A 15,023-nucleotide genomic window follows, 5' to 3' on the forward strand; every position below is an offset into this window, starting at 1 on the left:
GCTAGCAAGGCCGAAAGGTCTGAATGTCACCGCAGAACCCGGACCGGCAAGGCGCACTCTAAGCATGGCCCCAGTACCAAGACGCGCGCTTGACGCTGAGGGCCCACTCACTGGTACTGCAGCGGCATCCACCTTGCCCTGATGATCGCAAAGCTGGATTTACCGCGTTTGGCCACCATATTGATCCGCTCCGGCGTGCCGCCGGCCTGGTCGATTGGAGTTGTGCATGCCCGAGCTGCCCGAAGTCGAAACCACCTTGCGTGGGCTGGCACCGCATCTGGTCGGCCAACGCATCCACGGCGTCATCCTGCGGCGGCCCGATCTGCGCTGGCCCATCCCTGAGCAGATCGAACGTCTGCTGCCCGGCGCGACCATCACCGACGTGCGTCGCCGCGCCAAGTACCTATTGATCGATACCGATGCCGGCGGCAGCGCGCTGCTGCATCTTGGAATGTCCGGAAGTCTGCGCGTGTTACCCGGCGATACCCCGCCGCGGGCGCACGATCATGTGGATATCAGCCTGGAAAATAGCCGTATCCTGCGCTTCAACGATCCGCGCCGGTTTGGTTGCCTGTTGTGGCAGAGCGATGCGCACGTGCACGATCTGCTGGCGGCACTTGGCCCGGAGCCGTTATCGGATGCATTTACTGGCGATTATCTGCATGCACTGGCGAGCGGCCGGCGCGCGGCGGTGAAGACCTTTCTGATGGATCAGGCTGTCGTCGTCGGCGTGGGAAACATCTACGCGGCAGAAAGCCTGCATCGCGCCGGAATCAGCCCATTACGCGAAGCGGGCAAAGTGTCATTGGACCGTTACCGGCGCCTGGCCACGGCAGTGAAGGACATCCTCGGCTACGCCATCCAGCGCGGCGGGACCACGTTGCGCGATTTCATCAGCCCGGACGGGGCGCCCGGTTACTTCGAGCAGGAACTCACGGTGTATGGGCGCGAGGGTGAAACCTGCAAGCAGTGTGGACGTTTGCTGAAACACGCCACGATCGGGCAACGCGCGACGGTGTGGTGCAGCAGTTGCCAGCGTTGAATGCCGGCCAGCTGACCCTCGTTGATCGAAACACCAGCCTCCAGCTCTGGATCAGTTACGACCGCTGGCCAGTAGCCCTCGGATAACAGCAAACAGCGCGCTTGGAGCAGCAGCGGCCGATTGCTTGATGGTGCGTTGCCGTGCATCGCGCCACAATCGTGACGTCCCGTGATTGGAGTCGTCCATGCCTGCCTCACTGCGCTACTTAATGCCGATCATGCTTGTGGGTGCATCAGCGTTGCCGCTGGCAACAGGCGCATACGCGGATGAGCTTGCGTCCAGCACCAAACCTGGAGTTGAGCGCATCCAGTTGCACAACGGAGTTGTTGAACTCAGTGCTACGCCCGCCTTCGGTGGGCGCGTGCTGTCCTTCAATTTGCGTGGACACCCCAACGTGTTGAAGACCGGCGAGGCGGTTGATCAGCAGCCCGCGCCAGAAGTGTCCGCGACTGCAGGCGATATCCCGTATCTCGGCCACGATGTGTGGGTGGGGCCGCAGAGTCAGTGGTGGGTGCATCAACAGGTCAACCTCACACGTAAGGCCGCCACCGCGGTTTGGCCGCCGGATCCGTATCTGTCGCTGGCAACCACACGTGCAGTCACGCGTAGTGGCGATGAACTGATGTTGGAGGGGGTACCCAGTCCGGTCACCGGCGTGCAGCTCCGCAAGCGCGTCGCGCTTTCATCCACGCGCGCCGATACCGTGGAGGTGGAGGCCACTGCGCGCAATATCCGCAAGGATCCGATCAGTTGGGACCTGTGGTTCAACACGCGGGTTGCGGCGGGCACGCGCGTGTTCGTGCCGGTTGCCGAGGCGGCAGACATTCGCCTGCAACCACCGACCGAGCCTGGCACGGTTGCGCCCACGTATCGGCATCACGGTGGTGTGTTTGCGTTGCGCGCCGATGCACGAAAGGACGGGCTGATTCAGCGCGGCAAGGTGTTGCTGCAACCTTCGGCGGGCTGGATGGCGGGCTTTGCCGGTGATCAGGTCCTGGTGATCCGCTTTGCGCACCAGCCGCTGGCGGCGATCCATCCGGAACAGGGGCAGGTGGAGTTGTATCTGGATGCGCCGCCGCAGCATCCCGAGCGCGGGCTGCTGGAAATGGAAGTGCACGCGCCGTATCGGCAGCTGGCGCCGGGTGCGCACATGCAGGCGAACGAGCAATGGACCTTGCTGCGTTATTCCGGGCCGGACGCGCAGCAGGCGCAACAACAGTTCCTGTGCAGCAAGGCGCAGGAGCTGCAGCTGATCAATGCCTGCGCGCCTTCGTCTGCGGGGCCCTGACCTGCGCATTACCTCCGTGCCGCGCTGTGGCTATGATGTCGGCCATTCCCTGATCAGATCGATGCGCATGCAACGACGCCATTTCCTGAAGAATGCCGCTGCCGCATTGGCCGCGCTCGGTCTGCCGGCGCTGCCGCAGTGGGCGCTGGCGGCCAAGGCCGTTGGCCTGCGGCGCTTGGGGCAACCGCAGCCGTTCGACTATGCCTGGCTCAAGGGGCAGGCGCGTGCGTTGGCCACGGCGCCCTACAAGAGCCATAAGCAGCTGCTTCCCGGGCCACTGGAAGCATTGAACTGGGACCAATACCAGTCGATCCGCTACCGCCAGGATCACGCGCTATGGGCTGACGGCAACGGCAAGTTCCAGGCCAAGTTCTTTCACCTGGGGCTGTATTTCCATACCCCCGTGCACATCTACGACATCGTCGATGGCAAGGCGCAGCAACTGGCCTACGACCCGGCGGCGTTCGATTACGGCAGCAGTGGCCTGGGCGGCAAGCAGTTGCCCAAGGACCTGGGCTTTGCGGGCTTCCGTCTCAATACACGCAAGGACACCGACCGCGATTTCTCCGCCTTCCTGGGCGCGAGCTATTTCCGCGCAGTCGGCAAGGAAGGCCAGTACGGGCAGTCGGCACGCGGGCTGGCGATCGACACCGGCACCGGCGGGCCGGAGGAGTTCCCGGACTTCATCGCCTACTACCTGGAGCAGCCGGCAGACGATTCGAACACCGTGGTGGTGTACGGGCTACTGGACTCGCCCAGCGTTGCCGGTGCGTATCGCTTCGCCATCACCAATGGCGAGGTGCTGGTGATGGAAATCGACAGTGCGCTCTACCCGCGCAAGACCATCGAGCGGCTGGGCATCGGCCCGTGCACCAGCATGTATCAGGTCGGCGAAAACGATAACCGCATGGATTGGGACTGGCGCCCGGAGATCCACGACACCGATGGCTTGGCGATGTGGACCGGCGGCGGCGAATGGATCTGGCGGCCGTTGTGCAACCCGCCGCAGCTGCGCTTCAACATGTTCGTCGATGAGAATCCGCGCGGGTTTGGCCTGTTGCAGCGCGATCGCAACTTCGACCATTACCAGGACGACGGCGTGTTCTACGAGAAACGCCCCTGCCTGTGGGTGGAACCGAAGAGCGGCTGGGGCAAGGGCTCGGTACAGCTGGTCGAGATTCCGACCGTGGACGAGACCTTCGACAACATCGTGGCGTTCTGGAATCCACAGGACAAGCCGCAGCCGGGCCAGGAATTGCTGATGGGGTACCGGCTGTACTGGGGCGCGCATCCGCCGGCCAGTTCGCCGCTGGCGCATTGCGTGGCCACGCGCACCGGCCTGGGCGGCATCGTCGGGCAGAAGCGCAGCCATTTCTCGTGGCGGTTTGCGGTGGATTTTGCCGGCGGCGAACTGGCTGCGTTGACCAAGGACCCGAACGCCAAGGTCGAGGCCATCCTCCAGGTCTCGCGCGGGAGCACCGAAATCGTGTCGGCGCGTCCGCTGCATGAGCTCAAGGGCTATCGGGCGATGTTCGACCTGGTGCCGCCGGATGACAGCACCCGGCAGATCGATATCCGGCTGTTCCTGCGCGCCAACGGCAAGCCGCTGACCGAAACCTGGCTGTACCAGTGGACGCCGCCGCCGCCGAGCGAGCGCAAGATCTACTAGCGCAAGGCCACGCGCGGCCGGCAGCCAGCGCGGTCCTTGCGCCAACGGCGCACCGAGATCGCGCCGGGCCGGGGAGCCGGCACGCCGCTGTTGCCACCACGCGCACGCCGAGGCGGTGCGCGACCGCGGGTCTGCTAGGCCTGGTTCGTTTTGGCGACAAGCTGCATGCGTCCCCGCGGACGCATGCACGCCAGCTCCACCCGGAAGCAGGTGCCGTCCTTGCCGCTGATGATGCGCAGCTCGCCTTGATGGGCACGGGCGATCTGCGCGGCCATGTGCAGGCCCAGATCGACTTCGGGCAAGGGGCGTCCGCCGGTGTGCACGTGGGTGGAGGCGTGCAGCACGTCGAGCCGGCGCGGGTCGATACCGTCCAGATTGCAGACCTCGATGCGCAGTCGGCCCTGCTCGGTCACCGCGATCGCCTTGATCAGTGAACTCTGTTGCCCCTGCACCACGGCGTTGATCATCAGGCTGCCGAACATCTGCGCCAGGCGCACCGCATCGCCATGCACCGGTTCGTCGATGGCCACGTGCGTGGACAGCACCTGGTTCGGATACGCGGCGCGGGTTTCGTCGACGACCTGCGATAGCGCATCGAGCAGATCGCTGCCGTTGCCGTAATCCAGCTGCAGCCAGTCGCGTTCGATGCCGCGTGCGAAATCGCTGGCGAAGTCGATCAGCTCTTCCATGCGCCGCAGGCTGCGCTGCATCGACCGGATCGCGCCACCCTGGCGCTGGTTGAGCGAGTCGATCGCCAGCATGTCCACCACCGCATGCATGGACTGCAGCGGGTTGCGCAGGTCGTGGCCAAGGATGCCGATGAACTCTTCGCGCAGCCGGGCCGAGGCGCCGACACGCCCCAGTTCGCTGCGCGCGCGCAGCGATTCCTGCGCGCTCTCTTCGGCGCGTTGTTCGGCCTGGATCTGCGCTGCCAGCAGTTGCGCCAGCAGTTCGACCTTTTCCACCAACGGTCCGTCCATGACGCGCGGCAACGGGTCCAGCGCACACAAGGTGCCGAACACGCTGCCATCGTCGAACTTGATCGGCACCGAGACATAGCTTTCGAAGCCGTACAGCCGCGGCGTGGGGTGGTCGCGGAAGACCGGGTGCTCGGAGGCATGGCCGAACCACAACGCGTTGCCCTGGGTGCGCACGCTGTCGCAGAAGGTGGTGACCAGCGGCAGCTCGTCGCCGGGCGCCAGACCGAACGCCAGGTCGTCGCGCACCTGGCAGGTGATCCAGCGCGTATCGGTCACGCGCGCAACGGCGGCGAACCCCATGCCGGTCAGACGGGTGAGAACGGTCAGGACATCGGGCACCGACGATAGCCGGCCAACACGCGCGATATCGGCGCGTAACTCGGGAGGAAGCGGACCCATGTATTGCCTCCCGACAAGTGGATGGTCGCCAGTTTACAGGACTGCGGTTGCGCCTGGTTGCGTGCGGGTCGCTGCAACGGCCCCGCAACGATACGCCTGTTGATGTGTAGCGAAGATGCAGTGGCGACCGCATGCCTGCAAGGGTTTAGCGACGCATCACAAGCGCATATCAGGACAGCGCGCCAAGAGCATCCGGCTGAATTCTTCAGCTGCCGCCCTGCCAGGGTTAGCCGTCCGCTGGCACGTAAATACCGGGCCGATAATGCCGAATCATCCGGGAGCTGGAGGATCGCGAGCCGCGCATCAGGTTCATCGGGCGGGATCGGGTAACGGCCGCCGTGTGTCGCTGCAGTTGCGCGTATTCAATGCGTCGCCAGGTGCGAAACGACGTTGGCACGCCATGCCACCCGCGTCGGTGGCATGTCGATGGCCGGTCTAAGGAAGATCGGCGTTGCCAGCCGCGGGCAACCCGTCCAGCGTCGCGCTGCCCTTCCAACAGGGCGTGGGCGTTATGCGCCCGCCGGTGGCAGCGGCAATGCGATCTGCAACGGGTCGATGCGCCCTTCGCCACGCATGATCTTCTTGAACTCGGCGCGGCTGACCGACACGTAGCGCTCGTTGCCGCCGATCTCCACCTGCGGGCCGTCCTGCACCGCGTGCCCTTGCGCATCCACGCGCACGGTCATGGTGGCCTTGCTGCCGCTGTGGCAGATGGTCTTGATCTCCTCCAGCTCGTCGGCCCAGGCCAGCAGGAACTGGCTGCCCTCGAACAGCTCGCCGCGGAAGTCGGTGCGCAACCCGTAGCACAGCACCGGAATGCGCAGGCGGTCGACCACCTCGCTCAACTGCCAGACCTGGCCGCGATTGAGGAACTGCGCCTCGTCCACCAGCACGCAGTGCAGCGCGCCTTCGGCCTGGATGTCGCGCTCGATCAGCTGCTGCAACTCGGTGTTGCGATCGAAGGTGCGCCCATCCGCGCGCAGCCCGATCCGCGAGGCCACCACGCCGCTGCCGGCGCGGTGATCGAGCTTGGGCGTGAGGATCAGGGTGCGCATGCCGCGTTCGCGGTAGTTGTGCGCGGACTGCAGCAAGGTGGTGGTCTTGCCGGCATTCATTGCCGAGTAGTAGAAGTAGAGCTTGGCCATCGGTGGATTTTACCGGGCCGGGCGGCCGGCGGTGACAGCCATCTGCATGAACCGGCGGCGCAGGCCTGCCCGACGCGGCGCCGGTACAATGGCCCGCTCTGTTGGAAGTCTCTATGCACGGTCTCAATCCCCCGCAAAGCGCCGCAGTGCTGCACTGCGAAGGTCCCCTGTTGGTGCTGGCCGGCGCCGGCAGCGGCAAGACGCGCGTGATCGTGGAGAAGATCGCGCACCTGATCGCCACCGGCCGCTATCCGGCCAAGCGCATCGCCGCGATCACCTTCACCAACAAGTCGGCCAAGGAAATGCGCGAGCGTGTGGCCAAGCGCATCCGTGGCGATGGCGCCGATGGCCTGACCATCTGCACCTTCCACGCGCTGGGGTTGAAGTTCCTGCAGATCGAACACGCCGCTGCCGGCTTGAAGCGCGGCTTTTCGATCTTCGATTCCGACGATGCCGCCGCCCAGATCAAGGACCTGATGCACGGCGCCAAGCCGGATGCGATCGAGGATGCCAAGAACCTGATCTCGCGCGCCAAGAACGCCGGCCTGTCTCCCGAACAGGCGATGGCGGCAGCGCGCAGCAATCGCGAAAAGGAAGCCGCCAGCCTGTACGAGCTTTATCAGGCGCGGCTGACCACCTTCAACGCGGTGGACTTCGACGACCTGATCCGCCTGCCGGTGCAGATCCTGGAGGCCAACGAAGAGATCGTACTGGGCTGGCGCGAGCGCATCGGCTATCTGCTGGTGGACGAGTGCCAGGACACCAACGATGCGCAGTACCGGTTGCTGAAAATGCTGGCCGGGCCACGCGGCAACTTCACCTGCGTGGGCGACGACGACCAGAGCATCTACGCCTGGCGTGGCGCCAATCCGGAAAACCTGCAGCAGATGGGGCGCGATTATCCGGCGCTGGAAATCATCAAGCTGGAACAGAACTACCGCTGCTCCAACCGCGTGTTGCGTGCGGCCAATGCCTTGATCGCGCACAACCCGCACGAACACCTGAAGACGCTATGGAGCGACCAGGCCGATGGCGAGCGCATCCGCGTGTGGGAATGCCGCGACAGCGAGCACGAAGCGGAAAAGGTCGCCGCCGAGATCTCGTTCCTGGGGACCGCCAAGCAGGTGCCGTGGAGCGATTTCTGCATCCTGTTCCGCGGCAATTTTCAATCGCGGCCTCTGGAAAAGGCGCTGCAGCTGCTGCGCGTGCCGTATCACCTGACCGGTGGCACCGCGTTTCTGGAGCGGCAGGAAGTCAAGGACGTGCTGTCGTGGCTGCGGCTGATCGTCAATCCCGACGATGACGCCGCGTTTCTGCGCGCCGTGCAGTCGCCCAAGCGTGAGGTCGGGGCGACCTCGCTGGCGCGGTTGGCCGAGCTTGCCAGTGCGAAGTCGGTACCGATGTCGCGCGCGGCCGAGTCGATGGGCGCGCTGCAGCACCTGCCGCCGCGTGCGGCCAATGGCCTGAGTGCGTTCACCGATATCCTGCGCGATATGCGCGAGCATTCGGCCACGCTGCCGGCGGGAGAACTGGTGCGCATGCTGGCCGAAAAATCCGGCCTGCTCAACGACCTGCGCAACCAGTCCAAGGACGACACCGGCTTCCAGCGCCGCAAGCGCAATCTGGACGAGCTGGCCGAGTGGTTCGAAGGCGGCCCGCGTGGTGCCAGTGCCAGCGACCTGGCCGCGCAGCTGGCGCTGTTGTCGCGCAACGACAAGGACGACGGCGGCAACCAGGTGCGCATGATGACCATGCACGCGTCCAAGGGGCTGGAATTCCGTTACGTGTTCATCGTCGGCTGCGAAGACGGCGTGCTGCCGCATGAAGTGAGCCTGGAAGAAGGCAACCTGCAGGAAGAACGCCGGCTGCTGTATGTGGGCATCACCCGTGCCAAGGAGCAGCTGTGGATGAGCCACAGCAAGTTGACGCGCAAGTTCGGCGAGCATGTGCGGCTCAAGCCCAGCCGCTTCTTCGACGAGATTCCGGCTGAAGAATTGCAGCGCGATGGCGCCGACCCGGTGGCCGATGCCGAGCGCAAGAAGGAGCGCGCCAGCGCGGGCCTGGCGGCGATCCAGGCGTTGTTCGACTAGCGGTTGTTGCGTATACGCAGGCTTGCCAGCGACACGTCTGCACGGCAGGCTGGGTTGCCCTGATGCCGGAGTGCGCCGTGACCGTCGTGATCGAAACCCCGCGTTTGCGCCTGCGCACGCTCGACCCCGAGCGCGATGCCGATGCGGTGCTGGCATTGGTCAACGACCCCGGTTTCATCGCCGGCATCAACGACCGCGGTGTGCGGACCCGCGAGCAGGCGCGTGATCATCTGCGCGAGTGGGCGCAGGCGCACCAGCAACGCTACGGCTTTGCGCACTGGGCGGTGGAGACGCGCGCCGAAGGCGCCTTTGCCGGCACATTGGGCTTGTTGTGCCGCGATACCTTGCCGGTGCCGCATATCGGCTTTGCACTGCTGCCCGAACATCGCGGCAAGGGGTTTGTGAGCGAAGCCGGGCGCGCGGTGCTGGCGCATGCGCGCGATGTGCTGGGGTTGTCGCAGCTGTGCGCGATCGTGTCGCCGGGCAATGTCGATTCGATCCGCGCGCTGGAAAAACTCGGGCTGCAGCGGCAAGGCCTGCGCGTATTGAGCCAGGAGGCCGATCCGGTGCTGTATTACACGATCGAGCTGGGCCCCGTCGACATGGACAGCCGGGCAGGCCTGCGGCACCCTGGCGGCGACGCTCACCGCTGAACGCGGCCGGCACAACGTAACGAGCAGTCGTCAGCGCAGCCTGGACGGCGCGGAAGAACTCCGGTGCACACCTGGCACAGGAGACTGCGCGCACCGACCGCAGCTGCCTGGCGATGAGCGCCGTCGTGGTGTCCGTCGCCCCAACCAGGACACGTGCATGCCATTGCTGGTCAACGCCTATTCCACGCTGCGCGAGCCGATGTGGCCGGATTTCCTGCCGCGCGCCGCCGTGCAGCACCGCGACCACGCCGATCCGGAACTGGCCAATCATCTGCACGGTTTTGTCGGCTACGTGAACCAGACCGGCGACGGCCAGATGACCCAGCCGCGCTATCACCTGATGCGGCATGTGCAACGGGTACGCCAGCACTTCACGTTCGAGGTCGACGATGCGGCGTTCGGGGAATTGGCGCAGTGGGCCGAGCAAGCCAATGCGGTGTGTTTCCTGGCCGACGGCAGCGTGCGCGATCCGCACGGGCGGGTGCTGATCAGCCAGGGCGAGCCGGCGATCGATGCGCAGGCGCAGGTGCCGTATCCGCCGGATGCCTTGCAGCGGCGTGCGCAGCAACTTGCGCAGCTGACCGCGCAAGGCATTCGCGTTCCACCCGGCCTGCCGCCGGTGCCTGGCGAGGCCGAAGCGCGGGTGCGCGATGCTGCGACGGTGACGCAGCGCATGCTGGGCTTGTTTGCGGTGGCCTTGCGCGCGGAGATGCTGGCCGCCGGCGATACGCCACCGGCGTTGGAAGAGATGGACGCCCGCCTGCCCGGCGTGGCGGCGGCACTGTCGCCGCAGGAGCGCGCCTTTTTTGCCCAACCCGCGCCGGAGCCGCAGCAGCTCGCCAACTTCGGCTGGCGCTACGAGAGCCTGGCCGTGCTGCAGTGGGCCCTGGGGCTGGCCGAGGCGCTGCCGGAGCCGACCGACCTGTGCGATGTGCCCCTGGCTGCCCAGCGCGCGCTGGAGCATGCCGACGCGGCGACGCGGCCGTCGCTGACGCTACGGCCGGTGCCCGAACTGCTGGATGCGCTGGACCGGCACTTGCGCCTGCACTGGGCAGTGCGCCAGGCCGGCCAGAGCGAGCAACCGCCGCCGGCCGGCATCGTGCCGGGCGTGGTCTACGAGCGGCACTACGCCCTCAACTGGCTGCTGCACTTCGAAGACGCCGACTGGGACGAGGTGGATACGCCGACGTAAGCGGGCCAGCCGCAGCCTGCGCCGTCACTGCGCGGCGAGCGCGTTGTCTCGGAGTCTGGCCGCTCGTTGCGTGCTTCGCGCCCCGCGCAGGCGTCGATGTGAAGCGGGCATCTCCAGGAGCGGACCATCGCCCTAGGCGCCAGCCGCCTCCAGGCGCGCCTGCACGGCGGCCAGCGCATCCTGCAGCTCGGCGACCGTGGCTTCCAGTGTTTGTACGCGCGCTTCCAGCTCGCTGCTGTCGGCATTGCTGCGGGCGCTGGGGGCAGCGCGCGCGGCCGCAGCCTGCAACGCCTCCACATCCAGCTCGCCACTGAGCAGATGCGCATAACGCTCTTCGCGCTGGCCGCTGGCGCGCGGCAGTTGCACGGCCAGGCCGCGCTGGATCAGCCGGTCCAGATGGTGGCGCACGTCGTCGGCATCGTTGAAGCGCGTCAGCCGCTCGCTGCGCGCGAACAGCTCGCCCAGCGTCTGCGGGCCGCGCAGCAGCAACAGACCGATCAGGGCGACCTGCTGGCGGGTCAGGTCCAGCACGCTGCCCAGCCGGTGCTCGTACCGCTCGGCGCGCGAGGAGAACTGCTGGCGCACCAACCCCAGGGTCTCGAGTTGACGCAGGGCGTGATGCACCACGCCGGTCTGCAGGTTCAGCACCGGCTCGCGTGCGGTCTTCTGGTTGGCGGCCACCTGCGCGGCGTTGACCGTGAGCGGATACGCATCCGGCGTGGTCGCCTCCTTTTCGATCAGGCAGCCGAGCACGCGGGCCTGGGCGGTATCGAGGACGGGCGGGGAAGGTGCATCTGTCATGGGGGCGACTCCGGGGCAATCAGCGCACAAGGATATGCCGTTCCTGCATCGGCGTTCTTCAGGCCACGATCCCACCGGCGATGCCGGCACCGGCAGCGGGAGCGAAGAGGCGGTCGGTTGCCCGCAGCGTGCGCAGGTGCATGCAGCACTCGCGCATCGCCATGAACCCCGCGATCGCGATGTCTTCTTCCATGCGCCTGCGGCACTGCCATCAGCCGGAGCGGGCGGTGCGGCGCGAACCCGCTAAAATCGCGGTCTTCATTGCCGCTCCTGTTCTGGTGGATGCCATGCGCCCCTCGCTTTACGCACCCTTGTCCCTGCTCGCCTGCATCGCGCTGGCCCTGAGCGCCTGCAAGCCCGCCGACAAGGAGCTGGCCCAGCGCGCGCAGGACGCCGCCGTGTCCGCCAATGCGGCCGCCAGCGCCGCCGCCAAGACCACCCCGCAGCCCGCAGCCGCCAGCGCACCGGCCGGCGACGACAACCTCAATGCGGTGCTGTGGATGCAGCGCTCGGAGGAGTACCGCGCGGTGGCCGAGCAGACCTATCGCGCTGCTGCCGACAAGCTGGACGCTGCGCTGAAGCAGCCCAACTGGGATGCGCTGGTGCCCGAGGAGCGCGGCAATGCCGCCAGCGGGCTGAAGCCGGCGGTGGTGCTGGACGTGGACGAAACGGTGCTGGACAACTCGCCCTACCAGGCGCGTCTGCTGCGCGACGGCAAGGAATACGACGAGCTGAGCTGGGACCAGTGGGTGGCGGAGAAGAAGGCCACCGCGATCCCGGGCGTGGTGGACTTCGCCAAGGCCGCCAACGCGCGCGGCATCACCCTGATCTACATCTCCAACCGCGCGGTGCACCTCAAGGACGCCACGCTGGCCAACCTGCGCAGCGTCGGGCTGCCGGTGGCCGACGACAGCGTGTTTCTGGGCCTGGGCACGGTGGTCAAGGGCTGCGAGCAGAACGGCAGCGAGAAGAACTGCCGGCGCCAGCTGGCCGGGCAGACGTACCGCGTGCTGATGCAGTTCGGCGACCAGCTCGGCGACTTCATGCAGGTCACCGCCAACACCGGCCAGGCGCGGGGCGCATTGCTGCAGCAGTACCACGACTGGTTCGGCGAGCGCTGGTGGATGCTGCCCAACCCCAGTTACGGCGGCTGGGAGCCGGCGCAGTTCAACAACGACTACGGCCAGCCCTGGCAGCAGCGCCACGACGCCAAGCGCGCCGCGCTGGAGGTGGCCCGATGAGCCGCGCACCGCTGCCGCTGGCCGCGCATGAGCGGCTGATCTTCGCGCTGGATGTGCCCGGCCACGACGAGGCGATCGCCTGGGTCGACCGCCTGGGCGAGTCGGTGTCCTTCTACAAGATCGGCATGGAACTGCTGGCCTCCGGCGAGTACTTCCAGGTGCTCGACGCCCTGGCCAGGCGCAACAAGCGCGTGTTCGTGGACCTGAAGTTCTTCGACATCCCCGCCACCGTGGCCGGCACCATCCGCCGCCTGGCGCAGTGGCCGGTGAGCTATTGCACCGTGCACGGCTGGCACGCCGGCATGCTGCAGGCCGCCGCCGAGGCCAACCACGGCGACATGCGCCTGCTGGCGGTGACCGTGCTGACCTCGATGGGGCGCCCGGACCTGGCCGCGATGGGCATCGACCGCGAGCCGGTGGAGGTGGTAGTGGAGCGCGCGCTGGCCGCACAGGCGGCCGGCATCGACGGGGTGATCGCCTCCGGCCAGGAAGCCGGCCCGATCCGCAGCGCCACCGGCGCCGGTTTTTCGATCGTCTGCCCCGGCATCCGCCCCGGCGGCCCGGTCGGCGACGACCAGCAACGCACCGTGGGCGTGGCGCAGGCCTTCAACGATGGCGCCGATGCCATCGTGGTCGGCCGCCCGATCCGCCTGGCTACCGATCCGGCCGCCGCGGCGGCTGCGATCCAGGCCGAGATTCAAGCGGCGGTGGCGCAGCGCTGACGGAGCCTCCGGCGCGCGCCGGCCATGTCTACGCAAGCAAAATCAACAAGTTAAAGCGATAGAATTAAAGTGTTGCTTTAACGTTAAAGCCTGCGTACGATGCCCCTCGTCCGATGTCAGTCGGAAGCTGTGCCACTCATTGTCCACCGGGCTTGTCCCGGTTTTCGAAGGGATCGGGCCTTGTGCCCGATCCTTTTTTTTGCCTGCCGATCGGTGCATGTGGCGATTGCGCCTGCCGTGGCGTCGCTCAGCGCGGCGCAGCCGCCTTGCAATAGCGATCGATGAACTGCTGGTGGGTGGGCATGACATCCACGCAGTGGCCGATGGTCTGCGCCACGCTGGCCAGGAAGCGTTCGGCGTCGTGATCGGGCACCTGGTCCACCAGCGGGTGGTAACCCTGCGGCAGAATGCCCTGGCCGACCATCACCTGCACCCAGCTGATCTCGGCAAACATCTCCTCGGCATTGCGGTAGAAGCGCCCGCTGTCGCGAAACAGGTCCAGCGTGGTCTGCAGCTCCGGGGTGATCGGCATCGTGCGGCAGTGCCGCCAGAACGCGCTGTCGTCGCGCTCGGTGGCGTGGTAGTGCAGCACCAAAAAATCGCGGATGCGGTCGAACTCGAACGCCAGCCGGTCGTTGTAGCGCTGCACCAGCACCGGGCTGATGCCCTCGCGCGGAAACAGCTCCAGCAGCCGCGAAATGCCGGCCTGGATCAGATGGATGCTGGTCGATTCCAGCGGTTCCAGGAAGCCGCTGGCCAGGCCCAGCGCGACCACATTGCGGTTCCAGAACTGCTTGCGCCGCCCGGTGGTGAAGCGCAGCGGGCGCGGGTCGGCCAGCGGCGTGCCCTCCAGGTTGGCGAGCAGGGTGGCGGCGGCTTCGTCGTCGCTGATGTGCGCGCTGGAATACACATAGCCGTTGCCGGTGCGGTGCTGCAGCGGAATGCGCCACTGCCAGCCGGCCGCGCGCGCGGTGGAGCGCGTGTACGGCGTGGGCGGGCCGACGTTTTCGCTCGGCACCGCCAGTGCACGATCGCACGGCAGCCAATGGCTGAAGTCGTGGTAACCGGTGTGCAAGGCTTCTTCGATCAACAGCCCGCGGAAGCCCGAGCAGTCGATGAACAAATCGCCGCTGACGACCTGCCCGGAGGCCAGCTGCAGCGATTGCACGTGGCCGGTGTCCGCATGCAGCTGCACCTGTTCGACCAGGCCCTCGATGCGGGTGACGCCGCGCTGTTCGGAGTAGGTGCGCAAGAAGCGCGCGTACTGCGTGGCATCGAAGTGGTACGCGTAGGCGATGTTGGCCAGCGGCGAATTGGCCGGCACATCGCCGGCCGAGGTCATGAACTTGCCGCGCACCGCAGCCACGGTGTTGAGCGTGTAGGCGCCCAGCGGCTGCGCCTTGCCGCGCGCGTGCTGCTTGATCCAGTACTGGTGGAACGGCAGCAGCCCGAGCGGGTGCCCGATCTGCGTGCCGAAGCCATGGATGTACGAAGTGCCGGGCCGCTGCCAGTCGACGAACTCGATGCCGAGCTTGAAGCTGCCCTGGGTCTGGCGCACGAACTCGGCCTCGTCGATGCCGAGCAGATTGTTGAAGGCCTTGATGTGCGGCACGGTGGCCTCGCCGACACCGACGGTGCCGAGCTGTTCGGATTCGATCAGCTGCACCTTGAAGCCGGGGCCAAGCACGCGCGCGAAGGCCGCGGCCGCCATCCAGCCAGCGGTACCGCCGCCGACGATGACGATGTTGCGCAGTGGAGCGGGGAGCATGCGGCGTTCGATCCTGTACAAGAGTGGAAAACG

General features: G+C 66.6%; 13 protein-coding genes and 1 other RNA gene. 8 read left to right on the forward strand and 6 right to left on the reverse strand.

Annotation, left to right across the window (positions count from 1 at the left end; all coding sequences use genetic code 11):
- Positions 1 to 226 precede the first annotated feature (226 nt).
- From mutM to EO174_RS20980, 3 genes are all read left to right on the forward strand, one after another.
- A complete protein-coding gene (gene mutM, locus EO174_RS20970; RefSeq protein ID WP_126947244.1) occupies positions 227 to 1,042 on the forward strand; it encodes a bifunctional DNA-formamidopyrimidine glycosylase/DNA-(apurinic or apyrimidinic site) lyase in 816 nt (271 codons plus the stop codon).
- Between the two features lie 184 nt (positions 1,043 to 1,226).
- Positions 1,227 to 2,330 carry a DUF4380 domain-containing protein gene (locus EO174_RS20975; protein WP_119129931.1) on the forward strand — a complete coding sequence of 368 codons (1,104 nt, stop codon included), beginning with the start codon at positions 1,227 to 1,229 and terminating at the stop codon, positions 2,328 to 2,330.
- A 67-nt stretch (positions 2,331 to 2,397) separates the two neighbouring features.
- On the forward strand, positions 2,398 to 3,999 hold the full coding sequence (locus EO174_RS20980; protein ID WP_104649900.1) for a glucan biosynthesis protein D: 1,602 nt from the start codon (positions 2,398 to 2,400) through the stop codon (positions 3,997 to 3,999).
- Between the two features lie 134 nt (positions 4,000 to 4,133).
- On the opposite strand, the gene EO174_RS20985 is transcribed toward EO174_RS20980, so the two are convergent.
- Both EO174_RS20985 and EO174_RS20990 read right to left on the reverse strand, forming a co-directional pair.
- Positions 4,134 to 5,378, reverse strand: a complete 1,245-nt coding sequence (locus EO174_RS20985; RefSeq protein ID WP_126947247.1) for a GAF domain-containing sensor histidine kinase — start codon at positions 5,376 to 5,378, stop codon at positions 4,134 to 4,136.
- Positions 5,379 to 5,887: 509 nt separating this feature from the next.
- The gene (locus tag EO174_RS20990) at positions 5,888 to 6,523 is read right to left on the reverse strand and encodes a thymidine kinase (RefSeq protein WP_016904282.1); all 636 of its coding nucleotides are present in this window, start codon (positions 6,521 to 6,523) and stop codon (positions 5,888 to 5,890) included.
- A 113-nt stretch (positions 6,524 to 6,636) separates the two neighbouring features.
- Between EO174_RS20990 and EO174_RS20995 the strand changes: the two genes are divergently transcribed.
- Both EO174_RS20995 and EO174_RS21000 read left to right on the forward strand, forming a co-directional pair.
- Positions 6,637 to 8,613: a UvrD-helicase domain-containing protein gene (locus EO174_RS20995; protein ID WP_126947251.1), complete on the forward strand. Its 1,977-nt coding sequence runs from the start codon at positions 6,637 to 6,639 to the stop codon at positions 8,611 to 8,613.
- A gap of 62 nt (positions 8,614 to 8,675) precedes the next feature.
- Positions 8,676 to 9,266, forward strand: coding sequence for a GNAT family N-acetyltransferase (locus EO174_RS21000; RefSeq protein WP_119132113.1), 591 nt, complete (start codon positions 8,676 to 8,678; stop codon positions 9,264 to 9,266).
- Positions 9,267 to 9,270: 4 nt separating this feature from the next.
- Here EO174_RS21000 and EO174_RS21005 read toward each other — a convergent pair.
- A non-coding RNA gene (locus tag EO174_RS21005) (sX9 sRNA) lies at positions 9,271 to 9,346 on the reverse strand.
- Positions 9,347 to 9,423: 77 nt separating this feature from the next.
- Here EO174_RS21005 and EO174_RS21010 point away from each other — a divergent pair.
- Complete coding sequence (locus tag EO174_RS21010) at positions 9,424 to 10,458, forward strand: DUF4272 domain-containing protein (RefSeq protein WP_126947254.1); 1,035 nt, start codon at positions 9,424 to 9,426, stop codon at positions 10,456 to 10,458.
- A 132-nt stretch (positions 10,459 to 10,590) separates the two neighbouring features.
- Here EO174_RS21010 and EO174_RS21015 read toward each other — a convergent pair whose 3' ends face one another.
- Together EO174_RS21015 and EO174_RS23365 are read right to left on the reverse strand one after the other, a co-directional pair.
- Positions 10,591 to 11,259: a DUF480 domain-containing protein gene (locus tag EO174_RS21015; protein ID WP_126947257.1), complete on the reverse strand. Its 669-nt coding sequence runs from the start codon at positions 11,257 to 11,259 to the stop codon at positions 10,591 to 10,593.
- Positions 11,260 to 11,317: 58 nt separating this feature from the next.
- Positions 11,318 to 11,452: a hypothetical protein gene (locus tag EO174_RS23365; RefSeq protein ID WP_256359939.1), complete on the reverse strand. Its 135-nt coding sequence runs from the start codon at positions 11,450 to 11,452 to the stop codon at positions 11,318 to 11,320.
- Between the two features lie 85 nt (positions 11,453 to 11,537).
- Here EO174_RS23365 and EO174_RS21020 point away from each other — a divergent pair, with 85 nt between their 5' ends.
- Both EO174_RS21020 and pyrF read left to right on the forward strand, forming a co-directional pair.
- Positions 11,538 to 12,500 carry a 5'-nucleotidase, lipoprotein e(P4) family gene (locus tag EO174_RS21020; RefSeq protein ID WP_126947319.1) on the forward strand — a complete coding sequence of 321 codons (963 nt, stop codon included), beginning with the start codon at positions 11,538 to 11,540 and terminating at the stop codon, positions 12,498 to 12,500.
- Entirely contained in the window at positions 12,497 to 13,222 is a 726-nt protein-coding gene (gene pyrF / locus EO174_RS21025) for an orotidine-5'-phosphate decarboxylase (protein ID WP_126947260.1), read from the forward strand. The genes EO174_RS21020 and pyrF overlap by 4 nt, the downstream gene beginning before the upstream one ends.
- A gap of 247 nt (positions 13,223 to 13,469) precedes the next feature.
- Here the strand turns inward: pyrF and EO174_RS21030 are convergent, their stop codons facing one another.
- Complete coding sequence (locus EO174_RS21030) at positions 13,470 to 14,990, reverse strand: tryptophan halogenase family protein (protein WP_126947262.1); 1,521 nt, start codon at positions 14,988 to 14,990, stop codon at positions 13,470 to 13,472.
- Positions 14,991 to 15,023 lie beyond the last annotated feature (33 nt).

This window comes from Xanthomonas sp. BRIP62418, assembly GCF_003993495.1.
GTDB classification, from domain to species: Bacteria; Pseudomonadota; Gammaproteobacteria; order Xanthomonadales; family Xanthomonadaceae; genus Xanthomonas; species Xanthomonas euroxanthea.

Coding starts and splice junctions, on each gene's coding strand:
- mutM (WP_126947244.1), top strand. CDS start 227: ATGCCCGAGCTGCCCGAAGTCGAAACCACCTTGCGTGGGCTGGCACCG.
- EO174_RS20975 (WP_119129931.1), top strand. CDS start 1,227: ATGCCTGCCTCACTGCGCTACTTAATGCCGATCATGCTTGTGGGTGCA.
- EO174_RS20980 (WP_104649900.1), top strand. CDS start 2,398: ATGCAACGACGCCATTTCCTGAAGAATGCCGCTGCCGCATTGGCCGCG.
- EO174_RS20985 (WP_126947247.1), bottom strand. CDS start 5,378: ATGGGTCCGCTTCCTCCCGAGTTACGCGCCGATATCGCGCGTGTTGGC.
- EO174_RS20990 (WP_016904282.1), bottom strand. CDS start 6,523: ATGGCCAAGCTCTACTTCTACTACTCGGCAATGAATGCCGGCAAGACC.
- EO174_RS20995 (WP_126947251.1), top strand. CDS start 6,637: ATGCACGGTCTCAATCCCCCGCAAAGCGCCGCAGTGCTGCACTGCGAA.
- EO174_RS21000 (WP_119132113.1), top strand. CDS start 8,676: ATGCCGGAGTGCGCCGTGACCGTCGTGATCGAAACCCCGCGTTTGCGC.
- EO174_RS21010 (WP_126947254.1), top strand. CDS start 9,424: ATGCCATTGCTGGTCAACGCCTATTCCACGCTGCGCGAGCCGATGTGG.
- EO174_RS21015 (WP_126947257.1), bottom strand. CDS start 11,259: ATGACAGATGCACCTTCCCCGCCCGTCCTCGATACCGCCCAGGCCCGC.
- EO174_RS23365 (WP_256359939.1), bottom strand. CDS start 11,452: ATGGAAGAAGACATCGCGATCGCGGGGTTCATGGCGATGCGCGAGTGC.
- pyrF (WP_126947260.1), top strand. CDS start 12,497: ATGAGCCGCGCACCGCTGCCGCTGGCCGCGCATGAGCGGCTGATCTTC.
- EO174_RS21030 (WP_126947262.1), bottom strand. CDS start 14,990: ATGCTCCCCGCTCCACTGCGCAACATCGTCATCGTCGGCGGCGGTACC.